The organism is Pseudomonas aegrilactucae, from assembly GCF_019168305.1.
In the GTDB taxonomy this organism is placed as follows: Bacteria; Pseudomonadota; Gammaproteobacteria; order Pseudomonadales; family Pseudomonadaceae; genus Aquipseudomonas; species Aquipseudomonas aegrilactucae.
Map to the genome: position 1 here is coordinate 1 of NZ_JAHTBI010000040.1, position 20,732 is coordinate 20,732.

At 64.9% G+C, this 20,732-nt stretch carries 19 protein-coding genes, 3 tRNA genes and 1 pseudogene; 12 read left to right on the forward strand and 11 right to left on the reverse strand.

Annotation, left to right across the window (positions count from 1 at the left end):
• The 4 genes from KUO17_RS12045 to KUO17_RS12060 form a co-directional block, all read left to right on the forward strand.
• Nucleotides 1–348, forward strand: a 348-nt coding sequence (locus KUO17_RS12045; RefSeq protein WP_217975791.1) for a hypothetical protein, incomplete at its 5' end; no start/stop codon positions are given.
• Between the two features lie 40 nt (nt 349–388).
• Nucleotides 389–769 carry a RidA family protein gene (locus tag KUO17_RS12050; protein WP_217975792.1) on the forward strand — a complete coding sequence of 127 codons (381 nt, stop codon included), beginning with the start codon at nt 389–391 and terminating at the stop codon, nt 767–769.
• A 97-nt stretch (nt 770–866) separates the two neighbouring features.
• Nucleotides 867–1,988 carry a nitrilase-related carbon-nitrogen hydrolase gene (locus KUO17_RS12055; RefSeq protein WP_217975793.1) on the forward strand — a complete coding sequence of 374 codons (1,122 nt, stop codon included), beginning with the start codon at nt 867–869 and terminating at the stop codon, nt 1,986–1,988.
• A 4-nt stretch (nt 1,989–1,992) separates the two neighbouring features.
• Entirely contained in the window at nt 1,993–3,033 is a 1,041-nt protein-coding gene (locus KUO17_RS12060; protein WP_217975795.1) for an AraC family transcriptional regulator, read from the forward strand.
• Nucleotides 3,034–3,304: 271 nt separating this feature from the next.
• On the opposite strand, the gene KUO17_RS12065 is transcribed toward KUO17_RS12060, so the two are convergent.
• The gene (locus KUO17_RS12065; RefSeq protein WP_217975796.1) at nt 3,305–4,168 is read right to left on the reverse strand and encodes a DUF2242 domain-containing protein; all 864 of its coding nucleotides are present in this window, start codon (nt 4,166–4,168) and stop codon (nt 3,305–3,307) included.
• Nucleotides 4,169–4,533: 365 nt separating this feature from the next.
• Here KUO17_RS12065 and KUO17_RS27180 point away from each other — a divergent pair.
• From KUO17_RS27180 to KUO17_RS12100, 8 genes and pseudogenes are all read left to right on the forward strand, one after another.
• Nucleotides 4,534–5,484: pseudogene (locus KUO17_RS27180) on the forward strand (methyl-accepting chemotaxis protein); the annotation flags it as partial.
• Between the two features lie 156 nt (nt 5,485–5,640).
• The gene (locus tag KUO17_RS27185; RefSeq protein WP_425274852.1) at nt 5,641–6,366 is read left to right on the forward strand and encodes a methyl-accepting chemotaxis protein; all 726 of its coding nucleotides are present in this window, start codon (nt 5,641–5,643) and stop codon (nt 6,364–6,366) included.
• Between the two features lie 61 nt (nt 6,367–6,427).
• Nucleotides 6,428–7,327: a LysR family transcriptional regulator gene (locus tag KUO17_RS12075; protein WP_217975798.1), complete on the forward strand. Its 900-nt coding sequence runs from the start codon at nt 6,428–6,430 to the stop codon at nt 7,325–7,327.
• A gap of 190 nt (nt 7,328–7,517) precedes the next feature.
• Nucleotides 7,518–8,435, forward strand: coding sequence for a hydroxymethylglutaryl-CoA lyase (locus KUO17_RS12080; RefSeq protein WP_217975799.1), 918 nt, complete (start codon nt 7,518–7,520; stop codon nt 8,433–8,435).
• A gap of 26 nt (nt 8,436–8,461) precedes the next feature.
• A complete protein-coding gene (locus KUO17_RS12085) occupies nt 8,462–9,646 on the forward strand; it encodes a CaiB/BaiF CoA transferase family protein (protein ID WP_217975801.1) in 1,185 nt (394 codons plus the stop codon).
• A 13-nt stretch (nt 9,647–9,659) separates the two neighbouring features.
• The gene (locus KUO17_RS12090) at nt 9,660–10,184 is read left to right on the forward strand and encodes a gamma carbonic anhydrase family protein (RefSeq protein WP_217975803.1); all 525 of its coding nucleotides are present in this window, start codon (nt 9,660–9,662) and stop codon (nt 10,182–10,184) included.
• 59 nt (nt 10,185–10,243) lie between these two features.
• A complete protein-coding gene (locus KUO17_RS12095; protein ID WP_217975804.1) occupies nt 10,244–11,566 on the forward strand; it encodes an MFS transporter in 1,323 nt (440 codons plus the stop codon).
• Between the two features lie 22 nt (nt 11,567–11,588).
• Nucleotides 11,589–12,866, forward strand: a complete 1,278-nt coding sequence (locus tag KUO17_RS12100) for an OprD family porin (RefSeq protein WP_255263550.1) — start codon at nt 11,589–11,591, stop codon at nt 12,864–12,866.
• Nucleotides 12,867–12,969: 103 nt separating this feature from the next.
• Here the strand turns inward: KUO17_RS12100 and KUO17_RS12105 are convergent.
• From KUO17_RS12105 to accD, 10 genes are all read right to left on the reverse strand, one after another.
• A tRNA-Asp gene (locus KUO17_RS12105) sits at nt 12,970–13,046 on the reverse strand.
• Between the two features lie 95 nt (nt 13,047–13,141).
• A tRNA-Asp gene (locus KUO17_RS12110) sits at nt 13,142–13,218 on the reverse strand.
• A 77-nt stretch (nt 13,219–13,295) separates the two neighbouring features.
• Nucleotides 13,296–13,371 (reverse strand) — tRNA-Val (locus tag KUO17_RS12115).
• Between the two features lie 102 nt (nt 13,372–13,473).
• Nucleotides 13,474–14,232, reverse strand: a complete 759-nt coding sequence (locus KUO17_RS12120) for an SDR family oxidoreductase (RefSeq protein WP_217975832.1) — start codon at nt 14,230–14,232, stop codon at nt 13,474–13,476.
• An 11-nt stretch (nt 14,233–14,243) separates the two neighbouring features.
• Nucleotides 14,244–15,455, reverse strand: a complete 1,212-nt coding sequence (locus KUO17_RS12125) for an O-succinylhomoserine sulfhydrylase (protein WP_217975805.1) — start codon at nt 15,453–15,455, stop codon at nt 14,244–14,246.
• A gap of 16 nt (nt 15,456–15,471) precedes the next feature.
• Nucleotides 15,472–16,977, reverse strand: a complete 1,506-nt coding sequence (gene purF, locus KUO17_RS12130) for an amidophosphoribosyltransferase (RefSeq protein ID WP_217975806.1) — start codon at nt 16,975–16,977, stop codon at nt 15,472–15,474.
• Nucleotides 16,978–17,019: 42 nt separating this feature from the next.
• Nucleotides 17,020–17,574, reverse strand: a complete 555-nt coding sequence (locus KUO17_RS12135) for a CvpA family protein (RefSeq protein ID WP_217975808.1) — start codon at nt 17,572–17,574, stop codon at nt 17,020–17,022.
• A 98-nt stretch (nt 17,575–17,672) separates the two neighbouring features.
• Nucleotides 17,673–18,311 carry an SPOR domain-containing protein gene (locus tag KUO17_RS12140; protein WP_217975809.1) on the reverse strand — a complete coding sequence of 213 codons (639 nt, stop codon included), beginning with the start codon at nt 18,309–18,311 and terminating at the stop codon, nt 17,673–17,675.
• Complete coding sequence (gene folC / locus KUO17_RS12145; RefSeq protein ID WP_217975811.1) at nt 18,295–19,602, reverse strand: bifunctional tetrahydrofolate synthase/dihydrofolate synthase; 1,308 nt, start codon at nt 19,600–19,602, stop codon at nt 18,295–18,297. Before folC ends, KUO17_RS12140 begins: the two co-directional genes overlap by 17 nt.
• The gene (accD, locus tag KUO17_RS12150) at nt 19,599–20,519 is read right to left on the reverse strand and encodes an acetyl-CoA carboxylase, carboxyltransferase subunit beta (protein ID WP_217975812.1); all 921 of its coding nucleotides are present in this window, start codon (nt 20,517–20,519) and stop codon (nt 19,599–19,601) included. Before accD ends, folC begins: the two co-directional genes overlap by 4 nt.
• Nucleotides 20,520–20,732 lie beyond the last annotated feature (213 nt).

Genomic DNA, 20,732 nt, shown 5'->3' on the forward strand with positions numbered 1-20,732 from the left:
TTTTTGTCTGAAAAAACCCGAAAAAGTGCGCAACTTCTTGCGCAGTACTGCGCAAGAAGTTGCGCACTCGTCTGTACATGGCAACCCACATGGCCTGCAGCAATGTATGCACAGGGTTATCCACATTTGAGTGCGCAAGAAGTTGCGCAGTGGGTAAAAATCGAAGAATCGATTTTTGAGTATTGCAATATCGATAAATCCATGGAACCACCCAATCACGGTGGGCGATTTGCCGTGCGGCTGGCAACATTCGCGACCATCTGTCGGAAAAACCAAAAGCCATCGAACAGCGTCAATCGAGCGACTGAATACACCCGCCACCCCACCTCGTGCGCCATGACACGGTAAGCTGTCGGCCGACTTCAATTCCCCCGAACAAGAGCACCCCATGGCCAACCACGACCTCACCTTCGTTCCCGATCCCGATGCAGACTCCATCTCCTCCGACGTCGTCGGCTTCGCCGGCGTGCTGGTGTCCACCCAGATCCCGACCCGTGCCGACGGCAGCCTGGAGCTGGGCGACATCACCCTGCAGAGCGAGTGCACACTGCAAGCACTGAAGGTCGCGCTGGAACGCGCCGGCAGCTCGATGGACCGCGTCATGCACCTGACCATCTACCTCACCGACATGGCCGACCGCGCCGCGTTCAACGAGGTCTACCAGCGCTTTTTCGCCAAGCCCTGGCCAGTACGCGCCGCTGTCGGCGTGGCCGCACTGGCGGTCGAAGGCATGCGGGTGGAAGTCACGGCCATGGCGGCCAAAGGCTGAAGTCACGGCCCCTGGCGTGCGCCACAAGGTCGCGACGTGTTTCGCCTGCCCCTTGTTTGCAGTACGCTCGACGCAAATCCGGACGCACACCTTATTCATGCAAAGACTTCTGCTCGGCGCCCTGGCGCTTGTTGTCATCGCCATCCTCTGCGGCTACGGCCTGTGGACCGAACAGCGCCCGGCCGGCCACTACCTGTCCGACCTGCGTGTGGAGCTGGCGCTGAGCGAAGGGGTGCCCGCCGACAAGGGCAACCTGCTGGGCATCGAGCCGCTGCTGTACCCCGGCGACTACCAGGACCTCACCCGCCTGCACCGCAAACTCGCCGCCTACCTCGAACAGGCTCGCAGCCAGGGCCTGGTGGGCCCGCGCACCATCGTGGTGTTGCCCGAGCATATCGGCACCTGGCTATGGGCCCGTGGCGAGAAGAAAGAGCTGTACCAGGTCACCCGCCTGCAGGAAGCCTGGCAATGGCTGGAACTGAGCAACCCGTTGCGCTACGGCCTGGCCATGCTCAACGCCGAAGGCGACGATCGCCGTTCCGACGCCCACCTGCGCATGAAGGCCACGCAAATGGCCGCCGATTATCAACAGCTGTTCGGCGGCCTGGCCAAGGAGTTCGGGGTGACCCTGGTGGCCGGCTCCATCGTGCTGCCCGAACCCTATGTCGAGCAGGGCATCCTGCACAGTGGCAATGGCGCGCTGTACAACAACAGTGTGGTGTTCGCCAGCAACGGCAAGGTGCTGGGCCAACCGCAACGCCAGCAATACCCCGACAGCGAAGTGCGTCGTTTCATTCGCAGCGGCGAGGCCTACCCGTTGCAGGTGCTGGAAACCCCCGCCGGTCGCCTGGGCGTGCTGGTGGGCAGCGACAGCTGGTACCCGGCCAACTATCAGCGCCTGGCCGCGCAGGCGGTGCAGGTGATCGCCGTGCCTGCCTTCGTCAACGGCAAGGGCAGTTGGGGCGCCCCCTGGCGTGGCAATCGCCACCAGCCCATGGCCGTGAGCCTGCCGCTCAAGGCCGGCGACGTGGATGAGGGCCAGGCCTGGCAGCAACTGGTGCGCCATGGCCAGACAGCGGACACCACCCTGTTGAGTGTGTTCCTGCGAGGGCAGTTCTGGGAGGTCGCCGGTGACGGTCTGGGCTTCGTCAGCCGTGATGGCCAGGCCCTCAGCGCCAGCGCGCACCCGGGCGCGCGCCTGCTCAACCAATGGCTGTAGCCGCGTGAGCCGGCCACGGGTACGCCTGGGTGATCTGTCGGTGGGGTTCGTGCAGAGCCTGGCCCAGGCCCTGCAGCAACTGGGCCATGACCCTGGCGGCCTGCTCGAACGCTACGGCCTGACACCTGCGCGGCTGGCCGAAGCGGGCGCACGCTTGTCGATCCCGCGCTACATGCACCTGGGGCATGCCGCCATCCTGCTCAGCCACACGCCGGCACTGGGGTTGCACATGGGGCGGTTGAGCCACCTGAGCCAGGCCGGCCTGGCCGGGGTCACTGCGGCCCAGGCGCCGACCCTGGGTGACGCAGCGTGCGCACTGCTGCGTTTCGAACCGCTGTACGCGGCCAACTACCGCGGGCAATCGCGCTTCGAAGAGGATGAGCAGGGCGCCTGGCTACGCTTCTACTCGATCAGCCCGTACAACGACTACAACCGTTTTGTGGTCGACTCGGTACTGGCCGGCTGGCTGACGCAACTGGGTGGGCTGGTGGGCGCGCCCTTGCAGGCAGAACGCGTCGAAATCGAGTTTTCACCCCCCGCCTACGCCGCCCTTTACCAGGGCCTGAGCAACCACCCGGTAGCGTTCGATGCACCGGCCAATCAACTGCGCCTGAGCCGCGCCAGCCTGGCGCTGCGCAACCCCGCACACTGCCCCAGCACCTGGCAGCACCTGCTGCAGCTGTGTGAACAGCAGCTGGCTGAACGCACGCGCATGCGCAGCCTGGCCGAGCGCATTGCGCATTTGCTGGGGCCGCTGCTCAATGGCGGACGCGAGCCGGACCTGCAGGAAGTGGCAGCGCACCTGCAACTGCCGAGCTGGACGCTACGGCGCAAGCTGGCCGAAGAAGGCACTCAGTTTCGCGCGATCCTCAACGATACGCGGCGTGACCTGGCAATGACCTACATCCGGGACACCGAGCTGGCATTCGGGGAAATCGCCTACCTGCTGGGGTTTGCCTCGGCCGAAGCCTTCCAGCGCGCGTTCAAGCGCTGGAGCGGGGTCACGCCAGGGGCGTTCCGGCGCAGCCAGCGGCGTAGCGCCTGAGCCACCTCAGAGTTCGGTAGCGTCGTCGGCAGGCTCGAGCGGGTCGAGTTCGAAAGCGTGGTATTCCAGAAGTTCTTCTTGATAGTCGTCCATTGCCTGCTCCTTGTATGCGCGTTCATCTCATTGATTCGACCTTCACCCTAAAGTGCCCGGATGAAGAAAAAATGACAAGCGCATGACTCGCCTGAAAGAGCGCGGTGCGCCCTTCGCCGGCAAGGCCGGCTCCTACAGGTAAACAACGTAGCAGGTCACGGACGATTTATCCGCTGCGTCAGAGTGGCGCAGGCTCGCTCGGGGCGGGGGCAGGCTCGGGGGTGACCACCGGCGTGGTCTGGGCCGGTGCAGGCTCGGCTGCCGGTGCCGGCTGCTCGACACTGATGGGCGCCGCATCCTGCGGCGGCGCGACCGGTTGCGAGCTCTTGCTGTCATCGACCACCGGGGCGGCCACCACTTCGGCAGCCGGCACCGGCGCCGGCGCTTCGGCGGGCGCCGCTTCGACAGGCGCAGCCACCGGCGCACTCAGGGCGGCCGGGGCTGGGGCAGGCGCCGGCTCAGGCACACCCAGGTCCACCGCAGGCTTGGGCGGTTCGGCCTTGGCCTTTTGGCTCGGCTTGGGCAGGAAGCTTTCGACCAGCGCAAAGTAACGCTCGTAGAACTTGGGCGAGGTCACGGTTTCGCTGGCCACCTTGACCATCGAGTCGTCCGAGGAGCCGATCGGCATCGACACCGACCCCAATACCCCCACGCCCAGGCTGGCCGAGGTATTGGACTTTTTCAGGGCATAGCGGTCTTGCAGGGCATTGGCGAACATGGTCGAACGCTGACCCGAACCGCTGTCATCGGCGCACACCACGTTGAAGCTGATCTGCAGGTGCGAATCGCCCGTCTGCTGGAAGCTCTTGTTGCCATTGACCTGGCCGCGCTCACTGGTGGTGATGATGTAGCCCTGGCTGAGCAAGGCACGCCGCGCCGCTTCGCAGGTGCCCGCCTCGCTGACCGCAAAGCTGCGCGAAAACGTGCCCGAGTCGTCGAAATTCTCGTGCTCGTAGATCGCGGCCTTCTTTGACGAACAGCCGGCAACACCCGCCAGCACAAGGGCCAGCCCGAGCGCACTGAAGACGGTTGACTTTGACATTGCAAATCCTGAGGAAAACGGTCGGCGCCTATTGTGCATCACATCCGCGAAGGACTGAAACCATAGCAGCCTCATCCTGCGCAAATTTTCACGTGCGCGCCCCATGAACCGGGGTTTTGCAGCGCATCCAACCATTGGTCGCGTCTTTTTTCACTCATTAGCTATTCCCTTTTCCCACAGGATTTAGGGAAGCGCCTGCCTACTCCCAGCGTGATAACCCAATCAATACTTCCCGGACTCACTCGCAATATGGCAATACGCCACCAATGCAGCCACAGACCATCAACCTCCGGGGAGCACACAAGGTGAAAGACATATCGGTGAGGGTGAAGCTGGCCCTCGGTTTCGCCAGCATTCTGCTGGTGATGGCGCTACTGGCCGTCATCGGCATCAACAGCCTGAGCACCCTGACAACCCGCGCCGATCGCCTGGTGTCGGTCAACCACCTGCTTGACCACACCAACGATATCCGTGCCGCACGGCTGTCGTTCGAACACCATGGCGATCAGACATATGCCACCCAGTTGCAAGCGTCGTACAACGCGCTGGTGCCGCTGATCGAACTGAATCGCCAGCGCATCCAGGACCCGCAATCGAGGCAGCACCTTGAAACCGTGTTCGAGCACATGAAGGATTACATGGAGCAGTTCCAGCAACTGCAACTGGCCCAGCAGGACATCGGGCGCATCCAGACCGACGCCGACCGCCTGGGCGAGGCACTGCAAGAGGGCGTGCGCGAACTGACCCAGGGCCTGCTGCGCGATGAAGTCAGTGCCGTGCAACCGGCGCTCGGCCACCTCAATAATGCACTGAGTGACCTGCGCCAGAACAACCTGGCGATGATGCGCGAGGGTAGCGCCAACCGGCTGGGCAACGTGCGTGATGCACAGGCACGCGCCAACACCAGCTTGCAACAGCTGGGCACGCAGCTGTCAGACAATCGCCAGGCGGCGTTGCGCACGCTGGCGGGCGAGTTCACCCAGTATCTGCAACTGGCCGAGCGCTATGGCAAGGATGTCGCCCAGCAGGCACAGAACCGCACCGTACTGATCAAGGACATCGACAGCAGCCTGGAAGCGACCAACAACCTGATCGCCCGGCAGAACCACCTGAGTGCCGAGGAGTCGGGGCGAAGCCGCGCGCTGATGCTCGGTTTGCTGCTGCTGGCCGTGATACTGGGCACGCTGATCGGCTGGGTCATCACCCGCCAGATCACCCAGCCGTTGCAGCAAGCGGTGCAGATAGCACGACGCATCGGCGAGGGCGACCTGACCGACAGCGCCAGTACACCGCGCCGCGATGAGTTTGGCCATCTGCTGGAGGCCTTGTCGCTGGGCGGCGACAACCTGCGTGGCGTGCTGAGCCAGGTGGGCAACGTGACCACCCAGCTGTCGGCGGCTGCCGAAGAACTGTCGGCCATCACCGAACAGACCAGCGCCGGGGTCAACAGCCAGAAGGTCGAGACCGATCAGGTGGCGACCGCCATGAGCGAGATGGTTGCCACCGTGCAGGAGGTGGCGCGCAATGCCGAAGCCGCCAGCGCCGCGACCGACCAGGCCAACAGCCAGGCCAATGAAGGCAACCGGGTGGTACAGCGCACGCTGCAGCAGATCGGCCAACTGGCCGACGACATCGGCTCGTCGGCCGAGGCGGTGGGCCAACTGGCCCATGAGAGCGAACGGATCGGCAGCGTGATGACGGTGATCAATGCCATCGCCGAGCAGACCAACCTGCTGGCGCTCAATGCAGCCATCGAGGCGGCACGCGCCGGGGAGGCCGGGCGCGGCTTTGCCGTGGTGGCCGACGAGGTGCGCGGTCTGGCCCAGCGCACCCAGCAATCGACCGCCGAAATCGAGACCCTGATCAGCTCGCTGCAGCATGGCGCACTGCAGGCTGCCGATCGCATGCACGCCAGCCACGGCATGGTCGGTACCACGGTGGGGCTGGCCAACGAGGCCAGTGTCGAACTGCAGGCGATCACCGCCACCGTCACCAGCATCCAGGCCATGAACGTGCAGATCGCCACCGCCGCCGAACAGCAGAGTGCAGTGGCCGAAGAGATCAACCGCAGCGTGTTGAATGTGCGGGATGTAGCCGAGCAGTCATCGACCGCCTCGACCCAGACCGCCACCTCTGCAGGTGAGCTGGCACGCCTGGGCAGCGAGCTGCAGGGGCTGCTTTCGCGCTTCCGGGTCTGATGCAACGCCGCGCAGTCTGGCACCATGCAGGCCGAGCCCAGCCTGAAAGTGAGTGACTGCCATGTGGCACATCGACCCGATTTCGCTGCGTCTGTTCATCGCCGTGTGCGAGGAAGGCAGCATTGCCCGCGCCAGCGAGCGCGAGTTCATTGCGCCGTCGGCGGTGAGCAAGCGCATGGCCGACATCGAGGCCGACGTGGGCGTGCCCCTGCTGTCGCGCAGCAAGCGCGGTGCAGTACCGACCCCTGCCGGCCAGGCCCTGCTGCGCCATGCGCGGCAACTGATGCGCAGCATGGAGCGCCTGCAGGGCGAACTGAGCGAGTACGCCGAAGGTGGGCGTGGGCAGGTGAAGATCCTCGCCAACATTTCCTCGATCATGGAGTTTCTGCCCGAAGAGCTGTCGGACTTCATGCTGGCCAACGAGCACATTCAGGTCGATATCGAAGAGCGCTTCAGCCCGGATGTGGTGCGCGGGGTGCTCGAGGGCCAGGCCGACCTGGGTGTTTGCCGCAAATCGATGGCGGTGGGCAACCTGGAGTTTTTGCCCTATCGCCGCGACCACCTGGCACTGGTGGTGAATGCCGCACATCCGCTGGCCGGGCGCCAGAGTGTGCGCTTCAGCGACACCCTGGACTATGACCACATTGGCCTGTCGGCCTTTGCCACGCTCAACAGCTTCATGAACCATGCCGCCGCCCAAGCCGGGCGCGAGCTGCGCTTTCGCGCGTATGTGTCCACGTTCGATGGTGCCTACAGCCTGGTAAAGGCCGGGCTGGGGCAGACCATCCTGCCGATGGAGGCGGTCAGCCGCTACGCCCGGCTGTTCGACCTGCGGGTGATACCACTGCTGGATGCTTGGGCGCTGGGGGAGTTCGTCATCTGCGTGCGCGATGTCGAGAGCCTGTCGCTCGCGGCGCGGCGGCTGCTCAATCATCTGCTGGCGCGGGCACCGGTGGTGTAGCTGCAGGCCCCTTCGCTGGCAAGCCAGCTCCCACAAGGTTGGACTGCAGACCCTGTGGGAGCTGGCTTGCCAGCGAAGGGGCCACCTCCATCCATCGCCATCCACGATGGATAAGCCCGCCAAAAACGTCTTTTCCACCCCGCCCCACCCTCCTAGTCTTGCCTGAGCCCCAAGCCTGAACGAGACCACCATGACAACAATAACGATCAATGAAGTGGGCCTGCGTGATGGCCTGCAAAGCCTGCAGCGCAGCATGCCGACCGCCGACAAGCTGCGCTGGATCGACGCCGCCTACGCCGCCGGCATCCGCCATATGGAAGTTGCCTCCTTCGTGCCTGCCCGCCTGCTGCCGCAAATGGCCGATGCCGATGCCGTGGTGGCCCACGCCCTGACCTACCCCGGCCTGCAGGTGAGCGTGCTGGCGCCCAACCTGCGCGGTGCCGAAAATGCCCTGGCCAGCGGCGCCCACCGCATCATCGCGCCCATCTCGGTCAGCGCGGCCCACAGCCAGGCCAACGTGCGCCGCAGCCCGCAGCAGATGGTCGAGGAGTTCGCCCGTATGTGCGACCTGCGCAATAGCGCCGGGCGCCCCGAGGTGATCATGGTCGCCGGCATGTCCACCGCCTTCGGCTGCACGCGCCAGGGTGAAGTGCCCTTGAGTGACCTGTGCGACCTCACCCGCCTGGTGCTGGAGGCCGGCTGCGATCAGGTCTCGCTCGGCGACACCACCGGTTACGCCACACCCGGCCAGGTCGCTGAAACGGTCGATGCCGTGCGCCTGATCGCCGGTGACACGCTGCACGCGGCGCATTTTCACGACACCCGCGGCCTGGCCCTGGTCAACAGCCTGGTGGCGGTGCAGCACGGCATTCGCGAACTCGACGCCTCGCTCGCCGGCCTGGGCGGTTGCCCCTTCGCCCCCGGCGCCTCGGGCAATACCGTGACCGAAGACCTGGTGTTCATGCTGCATGGCTCGGGCTTTGCCACCGGCATCGACCTGCCGGCACTGATCGCCTCGCGCACGGTGCTCGAGACCGGCCTGCCGGGTGAAACCCTGTACGGCTACATCGCCCGCGCGGGCTTGCCAACGCACGCCCCACTCGCCTGAATCGCCTTTGCAGCGGAGTACAGCTGATGTCCAACCTCCCACTGGACGGCATTCGTGTCGTCGAAATGTCCCATATGGTCATGGGCCCCACCTGCGGCATGATCCTCGGCGACCTGGGCGCCGAAGTGATCAAGATCGAACCGACCAAGGGTGATGGTACCCGCCGCCTGCTCGGCGCCGGCGCCGGCTTCTTCCGCACCTTCAACCGCAACAAGCAGAGCATGGCGGTGGACGTCGAGAGCGAGGCCGGCCGCGAGGCGGTGCTCAAGCTGCTTGACCGTGCCGACGTGTTCATCGAGAACTTCAAGCCGGGGCGCATGGACAGCCTGGGCTTTGGCTACACCGCTCTCAGCCAGCGCAACCCGCGGCTGATCTACGCCACCCACAAGGGCTTCCTTGCCGGCCCCTACGACAAGCGCCTGGCGCTGGACGAGGTGGTGCAGATGATGGCCGGCCTGGCCTACATGACCGGCCCGGTGGGCCGCCCGCTGCGCGCCGGCAGCTCGGTCAACGACATCATGGGCGGCATGTTCGGTGCCATCGGCGTGCTCGCCGCCCTTACCGAGCGCCAGCGCAGCGGTTGCGGGCGCGAGGTGCAGAGCGCGCTGTACGAGAACTGCGTGCTGCTGGCCGCCCAGCACATGCAGCAGTACGTGGTCACCGGTGAAGCCGCCGCGCCCATGCCCAACCGCATCAGTGCCTGGGCCATCTACGACGTGTTCAGCTTTGCCGGCGGCGAGCAGATGTTCGTTGCCGCCACCGGCGACAGCCAGTGGCGCACGCTGTGCACACTGCTCGGCCAGCATGACCTGATGGCCGACCCGAGCCTGGCCAGCAACAACGACCGGGTGCTGCAACGCCCGCGCCTGCTGGCGCACCTGGCCGAGGTGTTCGCCACGATGGACGCGCAGGCCCTGGCACCGCAACTGGAGGCCAACGGCATCCCGTTCGCGCCCATCTGCACGCCCGAGCAACTGTTCGACGACCCGCACCTGCTGCAAAGCGGCGGCCTGAGCGAGCTGCAACTGGAGGACGGCAGCCACACCGCGATGCCGCTGCTGCCCTTCTCCCTCGACGGCCAGCGCCTGGGGCCGCGCCGGGCCATTGCGCGCATTGGCGAAAACACCCGCGAGGTGATGCAGGGCCTGGGCTACAGCCTGGCCCAGATCGACGCGCTGGCAGCCGCCGGCGTATTGCGCACCGACCACTGACAAGGACCACCCCATGGCACTCTATGCATTCGACGGCCTGCGGCCACACTGGCACGACAGCGTGTACATCGCCGAAGACGCCACCGTGATCGGCCAGGTGAACCTGGCCCAGGGCAGCAGCGTATGGCCCCAGGCCGTACTGCGCGCCGACAATGAACCGATCATGATCGGCGCCGGCAGCAATGTGCAGGAAGGCGCGGTGCTGCACACCGACCCCGGTTTCCCGCTGCAGGTGGGCGTCGAGGTGACTATCGGCCACCAGGCCATGCTGCATGGCTGCACGGTCGGTGATGGCAGCCTGATCGGCATCCAGGCGGTGGTGCTCAACGGTGCGGTGATCGGGCGCAACTGCCTGGTCGGTGCCGGCGCGGTGGTCACCGAAGGCAAGGTGTTCCCCGACAATTCGCTGATTCTCGGTGCCCCGGCCAAGGTGGTGCGCGAGCTGGATGAACAGGCCATCGCCGCGTTGCGCGACAACGCCCGCCATTACATCGAGCATGCCCAGCGTCACAGGCAGACCCTGGTGCGTATCGGCTGAGCGCAGCCAGCCCCTGCCCCACCGCTTCTCCGACAACTATAAGAATGGAGATGTACGACATGAGTTCGACCCTTGGTGCCACCCGGGTTGTCAGTACCCCTGCACAGCTCGATGAACTGCTGCTGTACCGCCGCGTCGCCTGGCGCATCATGCCGCTGGCGATCATCTGCTTCCTGTTCTCCTATTTCGACCGTATCAACATCAGCTTCGCCAAGACCCAGATGCAGGCCGAGCTGGGCCTGAGCGATGCCGCCTACGGCCTGGCCGCGAGCATGTTCTTCATCGGCTACGTCCTGTTCGAGGTGCCCAGCAGCTGGGGCCTGAAGAAGTACGGCGCGCCGGCGTGGATCTGCCGGATCATGGTGTCGTGGGGGCTGGCCACCGCCGCCCTGGTGTTCGCCTACACCCAGTACACGCTGTACTTCCTGCGCTTTCTGATCGGCGTGATGGAGGCCGGTTTCGGCCCGGCGATCCTGTTCTACCTGGCGTGCTGGTTCCCCAAGAAGTACCTGGCGCGGGTCAACGGCCTGTGGTTCCTGGCGGTGCCGCTGGCAGGCGCAATCGGCGCCCCCGCCGCAGGGTTGATCCTGCAGGGCATGCACGGCGTGGCGGGGCTGGCCGGCTGGCACTGGCTGTTCCTGCTCTCGGGGCTGCCGTGCATCGTGCTCGGGGTGCTGGTGCTGTGGAAACTGGACAACGACATCGCCTCGGCGCGCTGGCTCAGCGATGCAGAGAAGCGCACCCTGCAACGCAACCTGGACAGTGACCGTAAACCCGGCGACAGCAAGCACGGCTCGCTGTGGAACGTGCTGCTGACCCGCGAGGTGGCGATATTCGCGATGATCTACTTCGTGATCAAGTCGGCCAGCTACGGGCTCAACTTCTGGATGCCGCACCTGATCGAGAAGTCGGGCGTGAACGGTTCGACCCTGATCGGCCTGCTGACCTCCTCGCCGTACATCATTGCCTGCGTCGGCATGATCGTGGTGACGCGGCTGTCGGACCGCAGCGGCGATCGCAAGAGCTACCTGCTCGGCTGCATGATCGCCTCGGCGCTGGGCTATCTGCTGGCATGCTTCTACGCCGACAACTCGGTGGCGATGATGGGTGCGCTGGTGCTGGCGACGGCGGGTACGTTCATCGCCATCCCGCTGTTCTGGACGCTGCCGCAATCGACCTTCTCGGGCCTGGCCATCGCCACCGGCACGGCGGCGATCAACTCGCTGGGCCAGCTCAGCGGCATCGTGGCGCCGGCCATGGTGGGCTATATCAACGACCTCACCGGCATCAGTTACATGGGCATGCTGTCGATCGCCCCGCTGATTCTGCTCAGCGTGGTGTTGATCGCCGTGTTCGTGAAGAACCCGCCGCGCAGCCACTAAGCCCTTCGCCAGGTACAAGACCATGATGAGACGACCGGCCCGCATGGGCCTGGCGCTGGGCATCGGCCTGTGCGCACCCGGCGTTTTCGCCGACGGTTTCAGTGAGTTCCGCGGCAAGCTGGAGCTGAAGAACTTCTACTTCAGTCGCGATTTTCGCGATGGTTTTCCCAGCCAGTCCAAACGTGAGGAATGGGCCCAGGGCCTGCAGTTGAATCTGCAATCGGGCTACACCCAGGGCCCGCTCGGGTTTGGCGTGGACGCCGTGGGCATGCTCGGGGTCAAGCTCGACGCGGGCCCCGAGCGCGGCGGCACCGGCCTGCTGCCACGTGGCGCCGATGGGCGCGCCGCAGACGACTACGCCAAGCTGCTGGCCACCGCCAAGCTCAAGCTGGGCGACACCGAGCTGCGCTACGGCGGGCTGAGCCCGGTGCTGCCATTGATCGCGTCCAACAGCAGCCGCCTGTTCGCGCAGTACTTCAATGGCGGCCAGTTGATCTCGCGGGACCTGGACAAGGTCACGCTGCACCTGGGCCGGGTCGACAGGGTCAGGCAGCGCGACTCCACCGACAGCGAGGGCCTGACCACCATGGCGCAGATGGGCGCCTGGTCGGGTGCACTGACCAGCGACAGCTACACCTATGGCGGCATCGACGTGCAGCCGTTCAAGGCGCTGACCCTGAGTGCGCATGCCAGCGAACTGCAGGACTTCTACCGGCGCGGGTTTCTCGGCGCGCAGCTGCGCCAGCCGTCAGGGCCTGGCACCCTGCTGGGCGAACTGCGCCTGTTCAGCGCGAAGCAGACCGGGGCCGAGCACATCGGCGTTGTGGACAACCGCGTGATCAGCAGCAACCTGGGCTACCAGTTGGGCGCACATCGGCTCAGCGGGGGGTATCAGCGCATTGCCGGGAATACCGCCTACGCCTATCTGGGCGGCACCGACACCTACCTGTTCAGCGAACAGCAGGTGTATGCCTTTGCGCAGAAAGACGAGCGTGCCTGGCATGGGCGGTACGACTACGATTTTGCGGCATTGGGCATACCGGGGCTGAGCTTCACCTTTCGCTATGTGACGGGCGACAACGTCGACCTGCAGCGCGTGAGCGGTCGCAAGGCGGCCCTGGCGCGCGCCAGGGGCAGCGAAGGCCGGGAGTGGGAACGCACCACCGACATTGCGTATGGGGTGCAGGGCGGGCCACTGAAGAACCTCTCGCTGCGTTGGCGCAATGCCACAGCGCGCTCGAATTATGCCGAGGGAGCCGATGAGAACCGGGTGATCGTGAGTTACAGCATCGGGTTCTGAGGCGCCGGCCTTGCCGGCGAAGCTTTTGTGCAGGCACAAAAAAAGCGACCCGAAGGTCGCTTTCTTTGTTGCTTCGAGGAGTTCAAGGGCCTCGAGGCGGATATGGCGCAGCGGACGGGACTCGAACCCGCGACCCCCGGCGTGACAGGCCGGTATTCTAACCGACTGAACTACCGCTGCGTATCGCACAGACTTTCGCCTGTTTGAAACTGGGATCTGGCCAGAAGCCTGAGCTTCGGACCTCAAACCGGTGGTTAAACCGATCTGGAGAAAAGTGGCGCAGCGGACGGGACTCGAACCCGCGACCCCCGGCGTGACAGGCCGGTATTCTAACCGACTGAACTACCGCTGCGCATAGTGGACTTGCGTCCCGTTCCTCTCTGGTAACACGCTCTTTCGATTGTGTCGAGCCAGGAACATCTCAGGAAGTGGTGGGTGATGACGGGATCGAACCGCCGACCCTCTGCTTGTAAGGCAGATGCTCTCCCGGCTGAGCTAATCACCCGTGTGCTTCGCTGAGGTGGTGAAATTTACGCAGGTATCGAACCTAAGTCAATACCAGTGTTGAAGTTTTTTTCAAAAAGTCGAAAAAACCTCAACGTATCGCTCAGGTGTAAATCATCTTCTTGGTCATGCCGCCGTCCACCACGAACTCCTGGCCGGTGACAAACCCTGCATTTCTGGACAGCAACCACGCCACCATCGCCGCCACGTCCTCCACGGTCCCTACCCTGCCCGCCGGATGCTGCGCATGGTCGGCTTCGCTCAACGGCTCGGCACGCCGTGCCGACGGATCACGTGCATCGATCCAGCCGGGGCTCACAGCGTTCACACGGATCTCCGGCCCCAGGCTCATGGCCAGGGCATGGGTCAGGGCCAGCAGCCCGCCCTTGCTCGCCGCATAGGCCTCGGTATCGGGTTCCGACTGCGCCGCACGGGTCGACACCAGGTTGACGATGGCCCCGCAATGCGCGCGCAGGTAAGGCGCACAGTGCTTGGCCAGCAGCATCGGCCCGCCCAGGTTGACCGCCAGCACGCGGTTCCAGTGGTTCAGGCTGAGGCTTTCGAGGGTGATGTTGTGCGGGTCGGCGATGGCCGCGTTGCACACCAGCGCATCCAGGCGCCCGAACTGGCCCAGCACCTCGGCCACCCCGGTGATCACCTGGGCTTCATCGGCCACATCCATGCCAATGAACCAGGCGTTGTCACCGAGCACCCTGGCCACTGTCGCGCCACGTGCCCGGTCAAGGTCGGTGAGTACCACCTGCCAGCCTTCACTGATCAGCCAGGCCGCAATGCCCAGGCCGATCCCGCGTGCAGCGCCGGTCACCAGCGCCACACGACCGTTGTGGCTGCTTTCGCTCACCGACCAGTCGATCACAGCGCCGCCAGGCCGCGCGCCAGGTCGGCTTGCAGGTCGGCCACATCTTCCAGGCCCACGGCAACCCGGATCAGGCTGTCGCGAATCCCCGCCGCTTCACGTTCCTGCGGCGCCAGACGGCCGTGGGAGGTGGTGGCCGGGTGGGTGATGGTGGTCTTGCTGTCGCCCAGGTTGGCGGTGATCGAGATCAGCCGCGTGGCGTCGATGAAGCGCCAGGCGCCCTCCTTGCCACCCTTGACCTCGAAGCTCACCACCGCGCCGTAGCCACGCATCTGGCGCTTGGCCAGTTCGTGCTGCGGGTGGCTCTGCAGGCCGGCGTAGTGCACCTTCTCGATGCCGTCCTGCTGCTCCAGCCACTCGGCCAGCGCCTGGGCGTTGGCACAGTGCGCGCGCATGCGCAGGTTCAGCGTCTCCAGGCCCTTGAGGAAGATCCACGCGTTGAACGGGCTCAACGACGGGCCGGCGGTACGCAGGAAGCCCACGACTTCCTTCATGTGCTCGCTGCGCCCGGCCACGACGCCGCCCATGCAACGGCCCTGACCGTCGATGAACTTGGTCGCCGAATGCATGACGATGTCGGCACCCAGCTTCAGCGGCTGCTGCAAGGCCGGGGTACTGAAGCAGTTGTCGACCACCAGCAGCACGCCCTTGGCGTGTGCGATCTCGGCCAGCGCGCTGATGTCCACCAGTTCGGCCAGCGGGTTGGACGGCGACTCGACGAACAGCAGCTTGGTGTTGGGCTTGATGGCCTGTTCCCAGCCAGCGAGGTCCACCAGCGGCACGTAGTCAACCTGCACGCCGAAGCGCTTGAAGTACTTCTCGAACAGGCTGATGGTCGAACCGAACACGCTCTGCGACACCAGCACGTGGTCGCCGGCGCTGCACAGGGCCATCACGATGGACAGGATGGCCGACATGCCGGTGGAGGTGGCGACCGCCTGCTCGGCGCCCTCGAGGGCGGCGATGCGCTCTTCGAAGGCCCGTACGGTCGGGTTGGTGTAGCGCGAATAGACGTTGCCTGGAACTTCGCCGGCGAACCGCGCGGCGGCATCGGCCGCCGTACGGAACACGTAGCTGGAGGTGAAGAACAGCGGGTCGCTGTGCTCACCTTCCGGCGTGCGATGCTGGCCGGCACGTACCGCCAGCGTATCGAAAGCGACCCCGTCGAGGTCGCTGTCCAGGCGCCCGGCATCCCATTCCTGTGTCATGCCGTTGCTCCCCTTGTCAGTTGTTGTAAAGGTCGATGATCGCGCTGACCGCCTGGTTCTTGACCTTGGAGGCGTCGTTGCGCGCCTGCTCGATCCTGTCCAGGTAGGCGGCGTCGATGTCGCCAGTCACATACTGGCCATCGAATACCGCGCAATCGAAATGCTCGATCTTGATCTTGCCACCCCCAACCGCCTCGATCAGGTCTGGCAGGTCCTGGTAGACCAGCCAGTCGGCACCGATCAGTTCGGCGACATCCTGGGTGCTGCGGTTGTGGGCGATCAGTTCATGAGCGCTCGGCATGTCGATGCCGTAGACGTTAGGGAAACGCACCGCGGGTGCAGCCGAGCAGAAGTAGACGTTTTTCGCGCCGGCTTCGCGGGCCATCTGGATGATCTGCTTGCAGGTGGTGCCACGCACGATCGAGTCGTCGACCAGCATCACGTTCTTGCCGCGGAACTCCAGCTCGATGGCGTTGAGCTTCTGGCGTACCGATTTCTTGCGCGCGGCCTGGCCGGGCATGATGAAGGTACGGCCGATATAGCGGTTCTTGACGAAACCTTCGCGGAACTTGACGCCCAGGTGGTTGGCCAGTTCCAGTGCCGCAGTACGGCTGGTGTCCGGAATCGGGATGACCACGTCGATGTCGTGCTCGGGACGCTCGCGCAGGATCTTGTCGGCCAGCTTCTCGCCCATGCGCAGGCGCGCCTTGTACACCGAAACGCCGTCGATGATCGAGTCAGGGCGTGCCAGGTAGACGTGCTCGAAGATGCACGGCGAGAGTTTTGGCGCGATGGCGCACTGGCGGGTGTGCAGCTTGCCTTCTTCGGTGATGTACACCGCTTCGCCCGGGGCCAGGTCGCGGATCAGGGTAAAGCCGAGCACATCCAGCGAGACGCTTTCGGAGGCGATCATGTATTCCACGCCTTCGTCGGTGTGACGCTGGCCGAACACGATCGGGCGGATGCCGTTCGGGTCGCGGAAACCGACGATGCCGTAGCCGGTGATCATCGCCACGACCGCATAGCCGCCCACGCAACGGTTGTGCACGTCGGTGACGGCGGCGAACACGTCTTCTTCGGTCGGTTGCAGCTTGCCGCGCACCGCCAGCTCATGGGCGAAGACGTTGAGCAGTACCTCGGAGTCCGAGTTGGTGTTGACGTGACGCAGGTCGGACTCGTAGATCTCCTTGGCCAACTGCTCGACGTTGGTCAGGTTGCCGTTGTGCGCCAGGGTGATGCCATACGGCGAGTTGACGTAGAACGGCTGGGCCTCGGCCGAGGTCGAGCTGCCCGCCGTCGGGTAACGCACATGGCCAATGCCCATGTGGCCGACCAGACGCTGCATGTGACGCTGCTGGAACACGTCACGCACCAGGCCATTGTCCTTGCGCAGGAACAACCGGCCATCATGGCTGGTCACGATACCGGCAGCATCCTGCCCACGGTGCTGAAGCACGGTTAGCGCGTCATACAGCGCCTGATTGACGTTCGACTTACCGACGATACCGACGATGCCACACATGCGACGCAACCCCTACATTATGAAACTTGACGGATCAGCCACTCAGGGCGTTTTGGGCCCAAGCAGCTGTTCTTTGAACGGGAGATCAGCCGGTGCGCTGATCCCGCTGGCTAGCCACTGGCTGGTCAGCCCCAGAATGAGGTTTTTCGACCAGTCAGCCACCAATAGAAATTGTGGCAGCAGGCGAGACTCCTGCCACCACGGGTCCTGTTGTACCGGCCCCAGGCTCAGCAGCCCGACCGCTACCACGACGAGCAGAGCCCCACGGGCAGCGCCAAACGCCATGCCCAGGAAGCGGTCGGTCCCGGACAACCCGGTGACGCGAATCAGCTCGCCGATCAGAAAATTGATCATGGCCCCCACCAGCAAGGTGGCGACGAAAAGAATGGCGCATCCGGCTATCACCCGCGCCGATGGCGTCTGAATGTAACCTTCGAGGTACTGCGAGATACCGCCACCGAACATCCAGGCAACGGCGCCGGCAATGATCCAGGTAAGCAGCGACAAGGCTTCCTTCACGAAACCGCGCTTGAGACTGATCAGCGATGAAACGGCGATGATCGCGAATATCGCCCAGTCGACCCAGGTAAATGCCACAGTGTTGCCTGCAAACGGATAAGGCGGCGCATTTTACCAGAGCGATGGGCTATCGGTAAGCGGTGATTTGCCGTCCGGTAGCGGTCGGACGGCGGATTTCAGCTGCGCTCGGGCTGGAAGCGCACCACGAAGCCCTTGAGCTTCTGCTGGCGGTTGATCACGTCGCGCAGGCGCTCGGCCTCGGCACGTTCGATCAGCGGCCCGACGAACACCCGATTGGTGCCGTCGGCGGCACGAATATAGGCGTTGTAACCCTGGCTGCGCAGGGTCTTCTGCAGGTTCTCGGCATTGGCGCGATTGGACAGGCTGGCCAGCTGCACCGACCAGCTCACCGGCAGACCGTTAACGTCGACCTTGGACGGCGCGGTGGCCGCGGCCTTGGGTGGCGTTGCCACAGGCTTGGCCGGGGCCGGCGTGGCAGGCTGGGCCTGCGGGGCTGCCGGCGCGGGGGCCGGTTCCGGCTCGACCACCGGCGCAGGCGCGATCGGCGTGCTCGGCGCCGACGGCTGCTGGGCAGCCAGCGCTTCGTCCGGGATGACCTGGGGCTCGGGCACCGCAACCGGTTCTACCTGCACTTGCGGCAAGGCCGGCACGGCCGGAGCGGCAGGCGCCTCGACCTGCACCTGGCGCAACTCGTCTTCACGGGTGAACAGCATCGGCAGGAAGATCACCGCCAGTGCCACCAGCACCAGCGCACCCACCATCCGCTGCTTGACGACTTTATCCAGCAACGCCATTTGCCCCGTCCTCCATGGTCTGCCGGCTCAGCCACTGCAAGGCTTCACCGACACAGAAAAATGATCCGAACAGCAGAATCTCATCGCCTGCCGCCGCTTGCGCGCATTGGCCCTCGAGGGCGCTGGCGACGCTTGCATACGACTGCACCTGCGCGCCAAGGTTCTGCAGCGCCGACTGCAACTCAGTGGCCGACCGGCTGCGCGCGGTGTCCAGCGGGGCAACCGCCCAGTTGGCTACCTGCGCATGCAACGGCTCAATCACCCCGGCCAGGTCCTTGTCGGCCAGCAGGCCGAACACCGCCAGGCGCTTGCCCGACACCGGCCGCGAGGCCAGACGCCGGGCCAGGTACTGGGCTGCATGAGGATTATGGCCGACATCGAGCAGAATGCTCAGGCGCTTGCCCTGCCAGGTGAACGTGCGACGGTCCAGACGCCCGACGATGCGGGTATCGCGCAAGGCCTGGGCGATACGCGCAGGCTCCCACGCCAGGCCGGTCAACCGGTAGGTCTGCAAGGCCAGCGCGGCGTTTTCCATGGGCAGGTCGAGCAACGGCAGGTCATGCAGCGCTACGGCATTGCCCGCCGCATCGACCCCACGCCACTGCCAGTGCGTATCGGTACTGGCCAGGTCGAAGTCACGACCACGCAGCAGGAACGGGCAGTTCAAGGCCTTGGCCTTGTCCAGCAGCGGCTGCGGCGGGTTCAGGTCGCCGCACAGCGCCGGCTTGCCCGCGCGGAAAATCCCGGCCTTCTCGAACGCCACCGACTCACGCGTGTCGCCAAGAAAGTCGCAGTGATCCACGCCGATGCTGGTCACCACGGCAAGGTCGGCATCCACCAGGTTGACCGTATCCAGGCGCCCGCCCAACCCCACCTCAAGCACCACCGCATCGAGTGCCGACTGCTTGAACAGCCAGAACGCCGCGAGGGTGCCGGCTTCGAAATAAGTCAGGGAGATTTCGCCACGGGCCGCCTCGACGGCTTCGAACGCCAGGCACAGCTGTGCATCGCTGGCCTCGACGCCGTCGATCTGCACGCGCTCGTTGTAGCGCAGCAGGTGCGGCGAGCTGTACACGCCGACGCGCAGGCCCTGGGCCCGCATCAGGCTGGCCACGAAGGCGCAGGTAGACCCCTTGCCGTTGGTGCCGGTCACGGTCACTACCCGAGGCGCCGGCTGGCCCAGCCCGAGCCGTGTTGCGACCTGGCGCGAACGCTCCAGGCCCATGTCGATCGCCGACGGGTGCAACTGCTCGAGGTAGGCGAGCCACTCGCCCAGGGTACGCTGGGTCATACGTTGGCAGGCACCGGCGGCACCACGATCGGCTCGATCACCGGGGCGACGAACGTGGGCGTCGGCAGGCCCATCATCTGTGCCAGCAGGTTACCCAGGCGCGGACGCAGCTCGGAACGGGCGATGATCATGTCGATCGCGCCGTGCTCCAGCAGGAACTCGCTGCGCTGGAAGCCTTCGGGCAGTTTTTCACGCACGGTCTGTTCGATCACGCGTGGCCCGGCAAAGCCGATCAGCGCCTTGGGCTCGCCGACGATCACGTCGCCCAGCATCGCCAGGCTGGCCGAAACGCCGCCGTAGACCGGATCGGTCAGCACCGAAATGAACGGAATGCCTTCTTCGCGCAGACGCGCCAGCACGGCCGAGGTCTTGGCCATCTGCATCAGCGAGATCAGCGCTTCCTGCATGCGCGCGCCACCGGACGCCGAGAAGCAGATCATCGGGCAACGGTGTTCCAGGGCATGGTTGGCGGCCCGTACGAAACGCTCGCCAACGATGGCCCCCATCGACCCCCCCATGAAGGAGAATTCGAAGGCGCTGACCACCACCGGCATGCCCAACAGGGTACCGCTCATGGAGATCAGGGCATCTTTCTCGCCGGTCTGCTTCTGCGCGCCGACCAGGCGGTCCTTGTACTTCTTGCCGTCGCGGAACTTCAGACGGTCGACCGGCTCCAGCTCTGCCCCCAGCTCGTGACGGCCTTCGGCATCCAGGAAGATGTCGATGCGTGCACGTGCGCCGATGCGCATGTGGTGGTTGCACTTGGGGCACACATCCAGGGTCTTTTCCAGCTCCGGACGATACAGTACGGCTTCGCAGGACGGGCACTTGTGCCACAGGCCTTCGGGTACCGAACTCTTCTTCACCTCGGAACGCATGATCGAAGGGATCAGTTTGTCTACCAACCAGTTGCTCATGCTTTCTTTCTCCAGTAGCGGCGACCGGCAGGCAAAAGTTGCCAGGTCGCGCGTATGCCCTTGAGCTCAATTCGTGTATGACGCGATGATCAAGCGGACCCGGTGATGCGCGTTCAGCGCTGTACCACCCCGGTCTCGCTCGATCGCCAACCTGTAAAGGCGACGCCTGCGGCGCCACCCGATAATTTCCGGCAGCAACGGGCTGCGAAAGCT